This window comes from Microcoleus sp. CAWBG27 (assembly GCF_020883145.1).
In the GTDB taxonomy this organism is placed as follows: domain Bacteria; phylum Cyanobacteriota; class Cyanobacteriia; order Cyanobacteriales; family Microcoleaceae; genus Microcoleus.
Genome location: NZ_JAHREU010000039.1, coordinates 18,878 through 35,204, shown reverse-complemented (window position 1 = coordinate 35,204; position 16,327 = coordinate 18,878). Strand labels below are relative to the sequence as shown.

Sequence of the window (16,327 nt, the reverse complement as noted above, 5' to 3'; positions counted from 1 at the left end):
GGAAGAAGGAAGAAGGAAGAAGGAAGAAGGAAGAAGATAAATGCAATTCCCGCAATGATTGCAGCAATTAATCAGGTTATAAAAACCGAGAATGTTTCTATATCTGTAAACCCGCCCGGAATGTTGTTTTTATACTCTCAATACAGCTCTTTCGGGATTTTCAGGATTGGGAACTATACGCTGATTCTTGCAATCTACTAGCAAATCTAATGTTTCTAACACGGTTTGACCGATTAACACCATATCCCCTAAAACCATTGCCGCCTCAATCGTCTCGCGCCCTTCCATTTCAATAATCATAGGTTCAGTTAAGCCCACTGTTTCTTGTCGGCCATCAGCATACTTTGCTATTTCCTGACTCCGAATTCTTAAACCTAGGTGTTCGCAAACTTCTACAGGAATTGCTGTGCGTACTGCACCAGTATTTATCACTGCTTCTGCTTCGCAAACGCGCACAAAATTCGGTTTGAGCAATCCTCGATTAACCAAGCCTTCATCAATTGCATTCGTGAGCTTGACTTTGACTCGAACTGCAACCTTATTTTTATTAATCTGAATTCGATCGCAATTTATCATAAAAATTGCCTCTTTTTTCGTCTCCAAAGTCTACCTTTAATTTTAGCTTTAAATTCGTGCAGCCACAAGTTAGAACCTGTGGCTGCAACCGCACCCCAAATATAGCCTTTCTCAAAAAGATGAGGTATAACTGACAGCTTATATAACCACTCTACTCAGAGGGCTAAAGCCCAACAACGTACCTCATATGAGAGCTCGATCGACTATATCTCTAAAAATTACTAATCTTCAGCATAGATATACCGATACAATTCGCTCGGATCTGGCTCGGGGCTTTTCTCCGCAAACTCTACTGCATCATCAATTACAGCTTCGATCTTTTTGTCGATCGCCTTTAATTCCTCAGCAGTAGCCAAAGTGCGATCGATCAAATCAGCAGCCAACTTCTTAATCGGATCGCGGGGGAACCAATATTCCTTCTCTTCCTTCGATCGCAATTCGTCAGGATCTGCCAAGGAATGGCCGCGAAAACGATAAGTCAAAGCCTCGATCACAGTCGGCCCTTCGCCGGCCCGCGCCCGCGCTACAGCTTCCTTCGCGACTTCCCGCACCGCCAAAACATCCATCCCGTCAACCTCAAAACCGGCCATGCCAAAAGCATGAGCCTTCTTGTAAATCAGCGGGTCAGAAGTAGCTCGCTCGTGGGCCATGCCGATCGCCCATTTGTTGTTTTCGATAACATAAAGAATCGGCAATTTCCACAAAGCAGCCATGTTCAAACACTCGAAAAACTGCCCGTTATTCGCAGCACCATCGCCAAAGAAACAAGCAGTCACGCCATCGGAACTTTCATCCCCCAAAGCTTCGCGCCGGTACTTCGATTGAAAAGCCGCCCCCGTAGCTACAGGAATCCCCTCAGCCACAAAAGCATAGCCTCCCAAGAGCCGGTGTTCGGCTGAAAACATATGCATCGAACCGCCGCGGCCCTTCGAGCAACCAGTTTCCTTCCCGAACAACTCCGCCATTACTTCCCGCGCCGGTACGCCCGCGCTCAAAGCGTGAACGTGATCGCGGTAGGTGCTGCTGACGTAATCCGTACTATCCCGACGCATCGATCGAATTACGCCAGTCGAGACTGCTTCCTGCCCGTTGTACAAGTGGACAAAACCAAACATTTTGCCCCGGTAGTACATTTCAGCGCACTTGTCTTCAAAGTAGCGCCCCAAAACCATATCCTCGTAGAGCATTAAGCCCTCATCCCGAGAAATAGTTACGCTTTGTGCGTCAAAAACTGGTAAAGTCCGTTCCATAAAAAATTAATACCCGATCGGCTTCTTAGACAGGTGATATCTTGCAATACTCAACTCAATGTAAACCGAGAGTGGACACAACCGCAGCAGAAAACGATCGCACATTTTCTGTGCAGCCGATAGTTCGTTGTTAAAATGAACTTTGGGGTGTCAAAGGTGAGTAGGGGGAGAACCAACCCCATCAAAACCCGATTAAGTTGTCAGCAATGCTTTTGTTACAAACCAACCTTAGCTAAGATAGGCTAATTCAGTTGCTAGCGCTTTGGGGAAGTGGACAGTGCTCATTCCACTAGATTACTACCGTATTTTGGGTCTACCGATTCAAGCTACTGCCGAACAGTTGCAGCAGGCTCACCGCGATCGAACTTTACAGCTTCCACGCCGGGAGTATTCCGAAGTTGCGATCGTCGCCCGCAAACAACTGATCGATGAAGCCTGCGCCGTTCTGTCAGACTCAGACGGGCGCAAAGCTTATGATGCCAGTTTTTTAGCCAAAACTTACGATCGAGAGTCGGAAGCAGCCTTGGCTGCCAAGCAGAGGTCGAAAACCTCTACTGGGCCGGCCACAGTCCTGCAAGATGCAGGAGAAACCGTTGCGGCAGAGTCTAAGGCTTTAGACGCTGCTCCTGACCCCCACACTCCAAGTATTGAAATCGATGACAACCAATTCGTAGGAGCCCTGCTCGTACTGCAAGAACTGGGGGAATACGAACTCGTACAGAAGCTGGGGCGCCCGTATCTCAACAATGGCAGCATCGCGATCGACGAAGGCCGCTTCGGCGACCCGCAGCTCGTGCGGCCCGATATCGTTTTAACCGTAGCCCTGGCCTGCCTAGAACTCGGCCGCGAACAGTGGCAGCAAGGTCAATACCAAAATGCGGCAAAATCACTAGACGCAGGTCAAGAACTGCTGCTGCGCGAAAGCTTATTTCCAAGCGTGAGGGGTGAAATGCAAACCGATATATACAAACTCCGTCCGTACAACATTTTAGAATTACTATCGCTCCCCGAAGAAAAAGTCTCCGAGCGCCGCCAGGGACTGCAAATCCTGCGAGAAATGCTGGAGGAACGGGGTGGCATCGATGGCTCGGGGGACGATCGATCGGGTTTAGGAATAGAAGACTTCCTCCGCTTCGTCCAGCAACTCCGCAAACACCTAACCAGTAGCGAGCAGCAGACCCTATTTGAAGCTGAAGCCGGCCGCCCCTCCGCAGTGGCCACTTACCTCTCGGTCTACACTCTGTTAGCCCAAGGATTTGCCGCCAGACAGCCTTCGATGATCCGCCGCGCCAAGCTGATGCTGATGCAGCTCGGCCGCCGCCAAGACGTTCACCTCGAAAAAGCCGTGTGTTCGCTGCTGCTGGGCCAGACAGAAGAAGCCAGCAGATCTCTCGAACTCAGTTCGGAAAAAGAACCCCTCGCTTTCATTCGCGAACATTCCCAAGATTCTCCCGATTTGTTGCCGGGACTCTGCTTGTACGCCGAACACTGGCTGCAAGAAGAAGTGTTTCCTCACTTCCGCGACTTGGCAAACCAGTCAGTCTCTTTGAAAGATTATTTTGCCGATCCCAAAGTCCAAGCTTACCTAGAAGCTTTGCCATCGGATGCCGAAACTGCCAACGAATGGGTCGTCGTGCAACCGAGATCGGGCAAACCTCAGGGGAAACTGCAACCACCGGGCGATCGCCCGCCTGCACCTCCTCTGCCTCCGGCAGCCAAACAGGCAGCCAGTAGTCTCACCTTGACCCCCGTACCGACTGACAGCTCCAGCGCAGCTTCAGCGCCGAAATATCAGGCAACGGCGGCAGGAATCGGGGCGGGGGCGGCGGCGGTCTCTCTCCCGACAGCTACGGCGGGACGGCCTGCCGCCTCGACCTCAAAACCGCGCAGGAGCCCGAGTTCGAGCCGACGCAGCGGAGCGATCGGCCAGGGGTTAACAGGTTCTTTTGCCGATCGGGCGCGCACCCTAGGATCCCAAATTTCCGCCCAAGTCAAGTCCCTGCCACCAAATAAACTGGCTCTGCTTGTCGTCGCAGCCGTCCTGAGCCTGTTAATTCTGTGGTTAATACTCAGTCTGTTTTTGAGTGCCTTGCAAGCCCTCTCAGGCCCATCTCTCGAAGGAGAACAAGCCCGCGTCAGCCTGGATGCACCGCCCATAGAAATCCCCGCACTAGCCCCGGCCCCAGAGCCTGGTGCCCCGGCCCCCGCGCCTGTGTCGGGAGCAATGACGGAAGAAGGAGCCAAACAAATAGTTCAAGACTGGCTGTCAGCGAAAGCAGCGGCCTTGGGCCCCAATCATGCTGTCGAAGAATTACAGAAAGTTCTCACAGAACCGGCTTTGTCTCGCTGGCAATTGATGGCAGATGCCCAACAGAAAAACAACGCCCACCAGCGTTACGTGCACAAGCTAGAAGTGAAAGGAGTTAAGACGAATCCGACTAATCCCGATCGCGCCGAAGTAGAAGCCCAAGTCAGTGAAAAAGCCGAAACCTTCGATCGCGATCAGCTAGTGACTTCCCGGGACGAAAACCTGCGGATCCGCTACGATTTAATCCGCCAAGACGGACAGTGGCGGATTATGGATTGGCAGGTGATGAAGTAAGGAATTGGTAATGGGTAATTGGTAGTGGGTAATTTGTGGTTGCTAGTTACCCGAGGATCTCAATGAATGTGAAAAGCATTTTTTTGTTAGTAGTGCGAGCGTCTTCGCTCGCTATACATACAAGATTTGCGATCGGCGAGGCTGGCACGACAAAAGCACTGATTGAGATACTCCCACTAATTGCCAATTACCAATTCCTATATATATTGAAAATATTAATTCTTAAAGCCGGAGTTGTGAATTGGAGATAATTGTTGAAGGCGGGCGTTTTATTTATGATTCCTATGGGGTAGCCAATAAAGGTTGAGATTTCAATCCCTAGTAGGGGTTTAGTTTGATTGCGGCGTTTGCCGCTAATATGGCTGCGAATGCTTGGGGTAAGTTTCAATCCCTAGTAGGGGTTTAGTTTGATTGCGGCCCAACACCTTTACTTCTGTACGTGGGGGAAACTCACCGGTTTCAATCCCTAGTAGGGGTTTAGTTTGATTGCGGCATGAAAAAAGCGGGAATAAAGCTAAGGCTAAGGCTGTTTCAATCCCTAGTAGGGGTTTAGTTTGATTGCGGCTTAATCAATGCCGCAAACGCGGCGTTGAACTTTTTTAGTTTCAATCCCTAGTAGGGGTTTAGTTTGATTGCGGCTCACAACATGATAATGGCTTATGAAATTCAAATGCAAGTTTCAATCCCTAGTAGGGGTTTAGTTTGATTGCGGCAATTTTTCTAGCAGCTCCTACCCGGTGCGGCAAGTTTCAATCCCTAGTAGGGGTTTAGTTTGATTGCGGCGTAATAGCTGCCTGGCATTGCCTATCAGTTCTATTGTTTCAATCCCTAGTAGGGGTTTAGTTTGATTGCGGCAGGAAGACCCATGAGAAACCACCACAACTAATTGCTGTTTCAATCCCTAGTAGGGGTTTAGTTTGATTGCGGCCTTCCAGTCGATCGCACAGCAGTTTGATATTCCAACGTTTCAATCCCTAGTAGGGGTTTAGTTTGATTGCGGCATTGAATAGTTAATAATTGCCCAATGAAACTCAAAGGTTTCAATCCCTAGTAGGGGTTTAGTTTGATTGCGGCAAAAGGGTGCTAAAGGTGCCGAGAAAATAGACAAGGCGTTTCAATCCCTAGTAGGGGTTTAGTTTGATTGCGGCGTGGTGGTGAATCATCCTCACCGCCACTGCTAATTGTTTCAATCCCTAGTAGGGGTTTAGTTTGATTGCGGCTCTGGAGTGTGAGATTTATCATCTAATTGGTAAAGTTTCAATCCCTAGTAGGGGTTTAGTTTGATTGCGGCAAGAGCAAAAGCTATTGGATTGATGTTTGGCGCTGGTTTCAATCCCTAGTAGGGGTTTAGTTTGATTGCGGCTCGCGCCACAGATTACAGCAATCAATCAGGGCTTGTTTCAATCCCTAGTAGGGGTTTAGTTTGATTGCGGCCGGGTGTGGCCATAAGTTTGTGTATAATGTTGGGTTTCAATCCCTAGTAGGGGTTTAGTTTGATTGCGGCTTGACGTACTCGTCTCAATCCTAAATGGGAAGTTGGTTTCAATCCCTAGTAGGGGTTTAGTTTGATTGCGGCTGAAATAGCCGAAAGAGTCCGATCACACCTATATGTTTCAATCCCTAGTAGGGGTTTAGTTTGATTGCGGCGAGTAGTTTGAGCTTGATCTCGTAGCGAAAAATAGTTTCAATCCCTAGTAGGGGTTTAGTTTGATTGCGGCAAAATACTGGGATTCACTGCTACACCGTGTCGAGTTTCAATCCCTAGTAGGGGTTTAGTTTGATTGCGGCCTGATTAAGGGAATTGAGTTAAGCAAGTCTTGCTCGTTTCAATCCCTAGTAGGGGTTTAGTTTGATTGCGGCTGACAAGTTAATTGATTTCATACTTAATCATCCAGGTTTCAATCCCTAGTAGGGGTTTAGTTTGATTGCGGCGAAGATTTCGATGCAATAGTTGAGATCCTGCAAGTTTCAATCCCTAGTAGGGGTTTAGTTTGATTGCGGCTATTAAACAAAACACAAAACAGTAACACCATGCAGTTTCAATCCCTAGTAGGGGTTTAGTTTGATTGCGGCCCGGCAACGCCTTTGCCTTGCAAAAGGCAGTACACGAGTTTCAATCCCTAGTAGGGGTTTAGTTTGATTGCGGCTAACTGAGGTTCTGATGAAGATTCTAGAAATGTTTCGTTTCAATCCCTAGTAGGGGTTTAGTTTGATTGCGGCGTTACGCCCAGAAGTTGGGACATCTCCAACTGCGTTAGTTTCAATCCCTAGTAGGGGTTTAGTTTGATTGCGGCGTAAACCTTGATTAGGATATATCTGTATATATTAGTTTCAATCCCTAGTAGGGGTTTAGTTTGATTGCGGCCCGATTGAAGCTCTCATGGCTTTATCTCAATCTTTAGGGTTTCAATCCCTAGTAGGGGTTTAGTTTGATTGCGGCTGGCGTTTCTCGTGCCAACATTCGAGTCATTAATGTTTCAATCCCTAGTAGGGGTTTAGTTTGATTGCGGCTTGCAAAACAAACTGCGCTAATAAGCGCCAGAACTATGTTTCAATCCCTAGTAGGGGTTTAGTTTGATTGCGGCCATTTTGATTCCTAAAGATAATGTTTTTACCGGCTAGTTTCAATCCCTAGTAGGGGTTTAGTTTGATTGCGGCCCGATCGCGCCTAGTATCACTATTGCCAGCAAGTTTCAATCCCTAGTAGGGGTTTAGTTTGATTGCGGCAAATATTGTAATGAATTAATAGTAAATCAAATAGTTTCAATCCCTAGTAGGGGTTTAGTTTGATTGCGGCTAGTCTCTCTTGCTTGATCCAATCTCTCAAGATTCGAGTTTCAATCCCTAGTAGGGGTTTAGTTTGATTGCGGCATTCACCGCCCCGCCGTTTTTCTCGTAATTGCCTGTTTCAATCCCTAGTAGGGGTTTAGTTTGATTGCGGCGCAATTTGCCTTGAATTAATCTCTCAGGCTTTTGTTTCAATCCCTAGTAGGGGTTTAGTTTGATTGCGGCACCGATCCCAACTCTGGCTATGGCTATAATGCGAGTGTTTCAATCCCTAGTAGGGGTTTAGTTTGATTGCGGCATTTAGGGATTAAGCGCCGATCGCCTGCGCTTCAAGTTTCAATCCCTAGTAGGGGTTTAGTTTGATTGCGGCTTCAACGATCTACAATTAATAGTGTAGTGGGAAAATGTTTCAATCCCTAGTAGGGGTTTAGTTTGATTGCGGCAAAGTTTTGATTGAGGGCAAATATCGTTGACTCTCGTTTCAATCCCTAGTAGGGGTTTAGTTTGATTGCGGCCCGAACGAGCGTTATTTCTTAAGCCAGTAATTCAGGTTTCAATCCCTAGTAGGGGTTTAGTTTGATTGCGGCTTGAGCGATCGCAAATTGTTGGCAGTTCGACAATCAAGTTTCAATCCCTAGTAGGGGTTTAGTTTGATTGCGGCTCTCGGTCGCCCGCCATCTTGTCCAACTCCGTCACCGTTTCAATCCCTAGTAGGGGTTTAGTTTGATTGCGGCTGAGAGCTTGCAGCCTCAGTATTCAAAGATCTGGTTTCAATCCCTAGTAGGGGTTTAGTTTGATTGCGGCAGTCGCGACAGCGTATTTTTGCAAGAAAATGAACCCGTTTCAATCCCTAGTAGGGGTTTAGTTTGATTGCGGCCAACCGGAAATCAAAAAAGCCATCTGGGATTCCCTGTTTCAATCCCTAGTAGGGGTTTAGTTTGATTGCGGCTGACAAAACCACGGGCGAGGGCATTATTTACCAGTTTCAATCCCTAGTAGGGGTTTAGTTTGATTGCGGCGAAAGGTGCAAAAGTTGTCATCGCCCCCGATCGAGTTTCAATCCCTAGTAGGGGTTTAGTTTGATTGCGGCAATAATAGACTACTTACAACAATCTCAAGCTCATCGTGTTTCAATCCCTAGTAGGGGTTTAGTTTGATTGCGGCCGGTGCGCGATCGCGCGCAACTCCCGACAGATCGTTTCAATCCCTAGTAGGGGTTTAGTTTGATTGCGGCTTTGGAGGTAAAGATGATTAACGATTTTGACGAAGTTTCAATCCCTAGTAGGGGTTTAGTTTGATTGCGGCATTCCATTTCACTGGAAAACCCCTTAAAAATTATTGTTTCAATCCCTAGTAGGGGTTTAGTTTGATTGCGGCGTTACCCGGGAAGCTGCGATCGGGGATTTGGATGGTTTCAATCCCTAGTAGGGGTTTAGTTTGATTGCGGCCATAATTTACCTGTTTTGTTGTGAAAAAGACTTGTTTCAATCCCTAGTAGGGGTTTAGTTTGATTGCGGCCTTGCTCACTTCAACACAAATCCACTAATTGGCAAGTTTCAATCCCTAGTAGGGGTTTAGTTTGATTGCGGCAGCAGGATAAGGCGGCGATCGGGCAGAATAAAGTGTTTCAATCCCTAGTAGGGGTTTAGTTTGATTGCGGCAAGTCAACTCCGGTGAAATTCGAGTCATCCTTGGTTCGTTTCAATCCCTAGTAGGGGTTTAGTTTGATTGCGGCAAACTTGTCGATCGCCGGCATTCCAATTGTCAACGTTTCAATCCCTAGTAGGGGTTTAGTTTGATTGCGGCTCGCCTGTACCGCCTCTCTCTTTCGCTATGGCTTGTTTCAATCCCTAGTAGGGGTTTAGTTTGATTGCGGCAAAAAATGAGCTCATTTTCATCGTTGAGGGTGAGTTTCAATCCCTAGTAGGGGTTTAGTTTGATTGCGGCCCTTTGACCTGCGGACGCACTTATCCGTTGCTGGTTTCAATCCCTAGTAGGGGTTTAGTTTGATTGCGGCCATTTGCCCTGAGCGCTGAAGCCGCTAAGTACCGGTTTCAATCCCTAGTAGGGGTTTAGTTTGATTGCGGCGGGAGTGTAGGTCGCTCAACTTGGTATGGTATCGTTTCAATCCCTAGTAGGGGTTTAGTTTGATTGCGGCCGCCGGGGTCTGGGAGGCTTGAAATATATGGTTTTCAAGGTTCAGTTGCGTCTGACTGCAATCAATATATCGTTTCACCGATCGCCTGTCAAGAGGGCAAAATCTTAAATAGACCTCAAACTCTATCCCAGTAAAGCTTTCAGCATTTGCGTCTGACCCCCAAGAGGCAAAAACCACTGCAAACCCAGTCCTAGTAAAGCTTTGAGCCATTAAAATTCACCCCCTCCGTTTTACACCCACAGCCAGACGCAAAATCAAACCATAAAGATCGTAGTATCCAGCGGTGCCCGGCCGCCAATCCGCTCGATCTTGCCCTGACAGCAAGCGCACAAATAGTGAAACATGATACTGTCCTCTTCCGACTTAATCACCCTGTTGAGACGTTGGCGCATCCGGGCATACTGCGTATCCGTCACCTCGCAATGGAACACCGAATATTGCTTCCATTCCCCATAAGACTTGAGAATCTTGTGAATCTTAGTGCGACGCTTGTCCTCAGATATATCATAGCAAACCAGAACAAACATAACTTTATTCCTCTCTCTATTTCAAAACCAAAGGCGGATACTTGTCAATCTCACCCATCAAATACTTAGCCATCAGCCGCCCTTGAATTTCAAAAGCTTCTTGATAAGTACACAACTTTCCCATCACTGGATGCTTGAACTTTGACTGTTTCTTTTCCTCATAAAGCCGCAAGAATTTGTGCAGCGCTTCTTTTGTCAAAGAAACCGCACCGCTCAACGGTTCTGCTGTAAAATCATTAGGAGAAACTTTCTGCAAATTGATCGCAGACAAAACTACAGCATCAACTACCAAAGGTCGAAATTCTTCCATCAAATCCAGTGCTAAGGAAGGACGCCCATAGCGCTCGAAATGCAAATATCCCAAATACGGATCGAAGCCCACAATATTCACTGCACTTTGAACATCGTGCCGCAGCAGAGAATATCCCAAACTTAACAGAGAATTTACCGGATCTGTCGGCGGACGGCGACGACGAACTTCAAAGCTAAATTCCGGCACCCGAATCAGCCGATTGAAACAGCCAAAATAAGTTGCACTCCCCGCCCCTTCTAATCCTCGCAGGGAATTAATGCTGGAAGTTTTATCAATAGATGCGATGACTTGTTTCAATTGGGCGATCGATTTTTCAAAATCTTGTGGAGAATATTTGCGCTGACATTCTAACAAAGTAGTGCGGTAATTTTTGAGCTTTCCCCGTACAAAACCCCTGACTAAATGCACCGCTTGTTCCGATTCCCCAGCCGCTTGCCATTGAGCTTTTCGCACAAAGAGATTTTTTGTCATTTCTGGTTCCAACCTCCCTAAATAACGTCCATTTACAGTCAAAAAACTTAAAGGAATGTGGCGTTCCAAAAGTTCTACAACCACAGCCGGAGAAACTGTGGCGCGTCCCAAAGCAACAACGCCATCAATTTTAATTAACGGCACATCCAACAGATTTTTTTTGTCTGCTTTAACGGTAAGGCGTTCGTCAACTTTGCCGATAAACGCATCTTCTTGAGTGATGTAAACAGTTCCCATTGTGAATTCTCCTATTTGTCGGTTAACTTGCTTCTTGATAGCGCCGGACTTTCTCAGCAGCTTGCGGCAAGCATTGCTGATAAAGGCTGCAACCCTGACACCGCTTGCTGTAATTCGCCGGAGGCATTTTGCCGGTTTGCAGTAAAATTTGGATAGCGTTGATAGTTGCGATCGCCTCCAATCTCAACTCTTCAGAAATCTCCACCAATTGCCGCTGATGCGACTGCGCGTAATACACATATCCAGTCGCAATAGTTTTCCCAGTCATCTCCTCCAAACACAAAGCTTGCGCGCAAACCTGCAACTCGTCGTTATCCCATTCGCCCTTGCGCCCGCGCTTGTACTCGACGGGATACAACTCACCATCCGTTGATTCAATCAAGTCGGATTTCCCAATCAGCATATACTTTTCAGACTTCAGCCAAATCGCCCGCACCTGCCAAGTTTCATCGCGGTTGATTTCGCCCATCGTGTGGACGCGATCGTGCAAACTCGTCCCTTCGATGGTATACTGGTTGTCGGTGAACTCTCCCGCGCAAGACATCCGCCAGCAGCGGTGGGGACAGTAAGAGTATTGGTTCAGAAGTGCGATCGAAATGTAATCAAAATCGTTCATAATTTTGATGGTTTGTAGAAGATTGGTAATTTGAAATTAGGCCCCCGGCGATTGGAAATCGCGGCTACACAAACGATGTCCGCCTCCGCGGACGAAGAGGGTATTTGGAGATGAGAAATCATCGGTGAAATCTTCAACCCGCGGAGGCAGGTTTTGTGTGTGTACACGCGGTTTCAACCGCCGGGGAATCGATGAGAAATCATCGGGTGAAATCTTCAACCTGCGGAGGCAGGTTTTGTGTGTGTAGCCGCGGTTTCTAACCGCCGGGTAGAATCGATAAGGAATCATCGGTGAAATCTTCAACCCGCGGAGGCGGGTTTTGTTTGTGTAGACGCGGTTTCTAACCGCCGGGTCGAATCTATGGGTTTTACGTTAAACTCTTATTAACAGCAATCCGCCGAGTCATTCCCATCCCCATCGGAGTTTTCCTCCCCACCCCGCAGTAAAGCGCAAAATCCGCCAAAGCATTAATTTGCTTGATAACCAAAGGCTCCACATCTCCCAAAATCCGATAACTAACCTCCCCAACCATCCCAACAAAATTGATTTCATAATTAGTCACTCTTTCGCTTTTGATATTGACAAATGTCGAAAAAAGTGCATCTAATGAAAGCTCAGGAATCTCAATCCCGCTGTACTTATTCCAGCGACTGAGAAGACTGTTAAAAACGCATTCCCTAGTCGGAATCACCGAATCGAACTTGCCCTGTCGAAAAGTAGTCGGAGTCGCAAAACTGAAGGCAATTAAGCGGTTTGTTTCCGAGGCTTGTTCGTAGAGTTGAGCATAAGTACAAGCATTAACCCAAGGGCGATCGGGTTGAGGCGTACCGAAGATATTGGCGATCGACAAATCAGCCGGCCCCAAATGCCACGGCTTGGAGGGATTGATGTTCAGCCAAAGGTGAGTTAATTTGCCGAATAAAGAGTCATCAAGCAGACTAATTCGCCACCAACAGGGAGTATATTCGGGAATCGATTCTGCGTGTTCCCATTGCAAGGAATGGTGTTTTTTGAAAGGGCATTTTTTAGTTTGCAAAGGACTGAGGGTGAAAGCTTTGTCTGCTGCTGCATCGTGGAGGCGATCGCCGAGTTGCTTGTCAACGGAGCTCACGAGGGTGAGGAAGAGGGCGTGCAGGTGTCTTCCCGTCAGGTATCCGGGGGGAATTGGGGCCAGGGGAAGGATGTTGAGGATGAGGCTGTGCGGCATGGTTGTTAATGGTTGGTTGTGTGGATTAGGGTGCGATCGATGTTAAGTCGTCTCCTCTAATGCCTTGGTGTAGGTAATAATTACTGATTTTTTCTGAGCCGTACTGCCATACTGATATAATAATTTTTCATCAAACCCATTTGTTTTCAGCTTGATGAAAACTCCCGGCAGTTCTACAAAACCTAGTTCTGGGTTATAGGAATATTCTGGATTGCCATCTAGCATGGATGCACTATCATTACTTCGATGTATTTTGATGAGAATATCTTTTTGATAGGCAAAGCCCCAACGTAAATCACGCCTTTCCCAGGATGTCTTTTCTTGGTCATAGTAGCGTTCATAAACATGGGTATTTGCATACTGATTAGTTTTATCTTTTTTGATAGTTAAACGGTCAATTGGCACTGTAACTTGAGGCATATTCTCAATTTTGTCGCCGTGAGTTCCATCGTCATAAACTAATGTTGCAGATGGTGTCCAACTCCGAGTAACAACTAACCCTTTTTCGTGAGCGGGTTGACAAGTTAAGTCAGCACTGTAAACATAGTCATGAAGCATCGAAAATAGTTCTACTACTCGGTAGTCATCAACTTGTTGCGATCGCACAATACATTCCGAAATTTTCGCAGTGTTAAAATCAGTTAGCTGTTGTAGAGTATTTTGATAATTTTCCCATCCAGATTCATCCAGCGTATTAGCAAATTCTTGGATAGTATTCCCCACCAATATCACCTTAGCATCTGGAACATTACCCCGACGATTGCAGCGTCCAGCCCTCTGAATCAAGTTTTCTGGCGGACACATTTCGGAAATTAATATCTCACTATTCAAATCGCAGCCAACTTCGATCGCACTCGTAGTTATCAAAATGTAAGGCAAATCGTTTTCATCGCGATTTTTGACGTTTCTGTAGCGCGTCGATCGAGAAAATTCTGACTCTTTTGGAATATCAGAAATTCGACCATGATAAAGGAACAAAAATTGTCCTTGAGTATCAGTATTAAATCCCAACTCATCTTTAACCTGTGTGTAAATTTCGACTGCATCTGTGACAGTTTCAACTACAGCAATAATGCGACGGTTAGGTTGAGATTTCCACTCTCTTAGAACAATTTGAGCAACTTGAGTTTGGAACTCCAGAGGATTAGTTAAATTGCGCTGAACTTCATTCCGCCATTCAAAAGCTTTTGTTTCATAGCTTTGTTGCTGAAATTCGCGCAGGGCATTAACATTTTCAGGATTATTGATGTAATCAATTACTTTCAGATAATCAAAGCGATCGAGATGTTGTTGTGGCATTGTAGCAGTCATTAAGACGATCGATCGTCCCGCTTCATAGAGCGACTTAACTAAACTCTGAAAATTAGTAAAAGCAATTCGATCGTAGCTATGTGCTTCGTCAACACAAATGAGTGTCTTTTCACTATGAGTTTTATCCCGATGAATCCTCAAAGGAAAGACAAATGACTTTTGCTTGTCTCCAAAAGCAAAATAGCGATAGAGAAACTTGTCCAGTGTTGTTAAAATGACATCTCCCTTATAAAGATGACGGCGAGAATTGATTTTGCGATCGACTCGCTCCCCGTTTTGGTAAATTAATCGTTCCATTTGGGAACCCGTATCTACTACTAACGAAAATTCCCGGTTGAGATTTTCAGGTAAGGCAGAAAATGTCTTGATATACTGCTCAATCCTTTGTTTCTGATCTTCTACTAAACTCCGGGCTGGCAAAGGTAAAATTAAGCGATAACCTTTAGCTAAACATGGGAATACAACAGCCTCCATTTTGCCCGAACCAGTTGGAGCTTTGAGTAAAAATGCTGGGTTGGGATTGGCGATCGCATCCCAGACATCTTGTTGCATGGGGTTAGGAATATACTTGCCTTTGCTGAGTGCTTGATACGCAGTCTCGCAATTCCAATCCTTAGAACTATCTACTAACGAGTGAGATGTAATAACAACCCTTTTGGGCTGCTCTTTTTTAGCTTTTCCTTGATGAAATTGCCACCATTTTTTGACAATATCGTTGATTTTATCTTCCAGCTTATGAGGCTTATCTAACAAATTTTCTAGCTCTTTCTTGTCCTCTTCACTAAGTTTTAGTGACCAATAGGCAAAAGACAAGGGAATTGCGTCATTATTAAAAGGAAAAGGATCTATCCGATAAGTTGAATTGTCTGATTCGATCGTGGTATAATCCATGAATGCACGAGACTCTGCTTGTTCATCATTTCCAATCACTCGGCAAGCTAACTCTGCCTCAATCTGATCGCACATTTCCAAAATGTACAGTTCACGGGCATAAGTCAGAGGTTCTTTAGTCAAAATTTCTTCATATTTTTGTGACTCTTTTTTCAATTTATAAGCATCACGACTAATATCACCCACAGAGAAATCGTGATGTCCTATAGCCAGATACTTTGCCCAAAGATCGGGACTATCAGCTAAGAATCTATGCCCTTTGAAGGAGTAAATATATTCTTTAAATTTACCTTCTTTCGTGGCTTTAGCCTCCAGTTTAAATTTAGGCGGTTTGCCAATGTCATGAATTCTAGCAGCTTCATCAACTCGTGCTTTTGATTCTTCCCGTTCAGTTTCCGTGTTTCCTGGAAAATCCTCAACTTTCCAAGCTTTGACTAGCTTTCTGACATTACCAACATGATTGCCAAGAGGCTGAAAGTAAACTACATCAGGAATAGGATTAGTTTTGTCTGGGAAAAATACTCGACCGAAATCGAAACTGCGCTGGCGTTTTTGCTTAGACATTAACTTCACCTCTTAACAAGTTAACAAGGGATACGGGAATATAAATTTCCCCATCGGTGTAGTAATCAAGAGTTGGAGTCTCATCCCCTTGTTTTGGGTAATAGGCAGTAACAAAGGGAATAAATCCATCTACAGGAGTTCGAGTATTATCTAAAAATCCTGCCTCTTCTGAATCTGTTTCATCATTAGTTTGCCAGTGGTAGCGGTAGAGATTGTAAATATCACAGCCGCCGATAAATTGACCGCTTTGCAACAAGGCTTCCATCGGTACAATGGTTGATGGATAAGCTTGAACTATCTCGCATTTCAACTCAATGAGTTCAGAAACTTCTGTGACTACAGCAAAACCTTCTTTACCAAGTTTGCACCCATAGGTTTCTAAGTCTTGGAAATGTTCTAAACCTTGTAAAGATTCACTGACAACATAACCCGTCAGTTCTTCTACAATTAAATATTCCCAAGTGTGAAGTTGAAAGTTTGCTTTGTCTTTCTCCACATACAAGCGGGAAAATACATCGTGATTAAATTCGCGCATTCCTTTGCGATAGGTTTTATGAACTCCTCGCCAAGTGTTCAAGCTAGGATAAGCTCCTAGCGCTACATAATGACGGGGTAAAGCATAAAACGGTGGGTCATCTTTGTTGATTCGAGTTTCAGGAATTTCTAACCCTACACTGAGCATTCCTAGTCTTCGTAAAAATCCCGATAGAGTTGTTGGCGGTACAAAAGGATAGGTGGCAATATTAAGAATTGACCCCGGCAGAATGCGGAATGTCATTGCTGCCGTAGGTGTGATGGTGAGTTTTATGCAGTACAT

General features: G+C 45.8%; 9 protein-coding genes and 1 CRISPR repeat array. Of the genes, 1 reads left to right on the top strand and 8 read right to left on the bottom strand.

Going from position 1 to position 16,327, the window contains the following annotated elements:
* Positions 1 to 129: 129 nt before the first annotated feature.
* Positions 130 to 576 carry a clan AA aspartic protease gene (locus tag QZ938_RS20475; protein WP_293353033.1) on the bottom strand — a complete coding sequence of 149 codons (447 nt, stop codon included), beginning with the start codon at positions 574 to 576 and terminating at the stop codon, positions 130 to 132.
* A 221-nt stretch (positions 577 to 797) separates the two neighbouring features.
* Complete coding sequence (gene pdhA / locus QZ938_RS20470; RefSeq protein WP_293143419.1) at positions 798 to 1,826, bottom strand: pyruvate dehydrogenase (acetyl-transferring) E1 component subunit alpha; 1,029 nt, start codon at positions 1,824 to 1,826, stop codon at positions 798 to 800.
* Between the two features lie 277 nt (positions 1,827 to 2,103).
* Between pdhA and QZ938_RS20465 the strand changes: the two genes are divergently transcribed.
* A complete protein-coding gene (locus tag QZ938_RS20465) occupies positions 2,104 to 4,428 on the top strand; it encodes an IMS domain-containing protein (RefSeq protein WP_293353031.1) in 2,325 nt (774 codons plus the stop codon).
* A 308-nt stretch (positions 4,429 to 4,736) separates the two neighbouring features.
* Positions 4,737 to 9,373: direct repeats of the CRISPR family, unit length 37 nt; unit sequence GTTTCAATCCCTAGTAGGGGTTTAGTTTGATTGCGGC.
* 254 nt (positions 9,374 to 9,627) lie between these two features.
* On the opposite strand, the gene cas2 is transcribed toward QZ938_RS20465, so the two are convergent.
* The 6 genes from cas2 to QZ938_RS20435 form a co-directional block, all read right to left on the bottom strand.
* On the bottom strand, positions 9,628 to 9,900 hold the full coding sequence (gene cas2 / locus QZ938_RS20460; RefSeq protein ID WP_293353029.1) for a CRISPR-associated endonuclease Cas2: 273 nt from the start codon (positions 9,898 to 9,900) through the stop codon (positions 9,628 to 9,630).
* 16 nt (positions 9,901 to 9,916) lie between these two features.
* Positions 9,917 to 10,921: a type I-D CRISPR-associated endonuclease Cas1d gene (cas1d, locus tag QZ938_RS20455; RefSeq protein WP_293353027.1), complete on the bottom strand. Its 1,005-nt coding sequence runs from the start codon at positions 10,919 to 10,921 to the stop codon at positions 9,917 to 9,919.
* Between the two features lie 22 nt (positions 10,922 to 10,943).
* Entirely contained in the window at positions 10,944 to 11,537 is a 594-nt protein-coding gene (cas4, locus tag QZ938_RS20450; RefSeq protein WP_293353025.1) for a CRISPR-associated protein Cas4, read from the bottom strand.
* 367 nt (positions 11,538 to 11,904) lie between these two features.
* The gene (cas6, locus tag QZ938_RS20445; protein ID WP_293353023.1) at positions 11,905 to 12,744 is read right to left on the bottom strand and encodes a CRISPR-associated endoribonuclease Cas6; all 840 of its coding nucleotides are present in this window, start codon (positions 12,742 to 12,744) and stop codon (positions 11,905 to 11,907) included.
* Positions 12,745 to 12,786: 42 nt separating this feature from the next.
* On the bottom strand, positions 12,787 to 15,510 hold the full coding sequence (gene cas3 / locus QZ938_RS20440; protein ID WP_293353021.1) for a CRISPR-associated helicase Cas3': 2,724 nt from the start codon (positions 15,508 to 15,510) through the stop codon (positions 12,787 to 12,789).
* Complete coding sequence (locus QZ938_RS20435) at positions 15,503 to 16,327, bottom strand: hypothetical protein (protein ID WP_293352984.1); 825 nt, start codon at positions 16,325 to 16,327, stop codon at positions 15,503 to 15,505. The genes cas3 and QZ938_RS20435 overlap by 8 nt, the downstream gene beginning before the upstream one ends.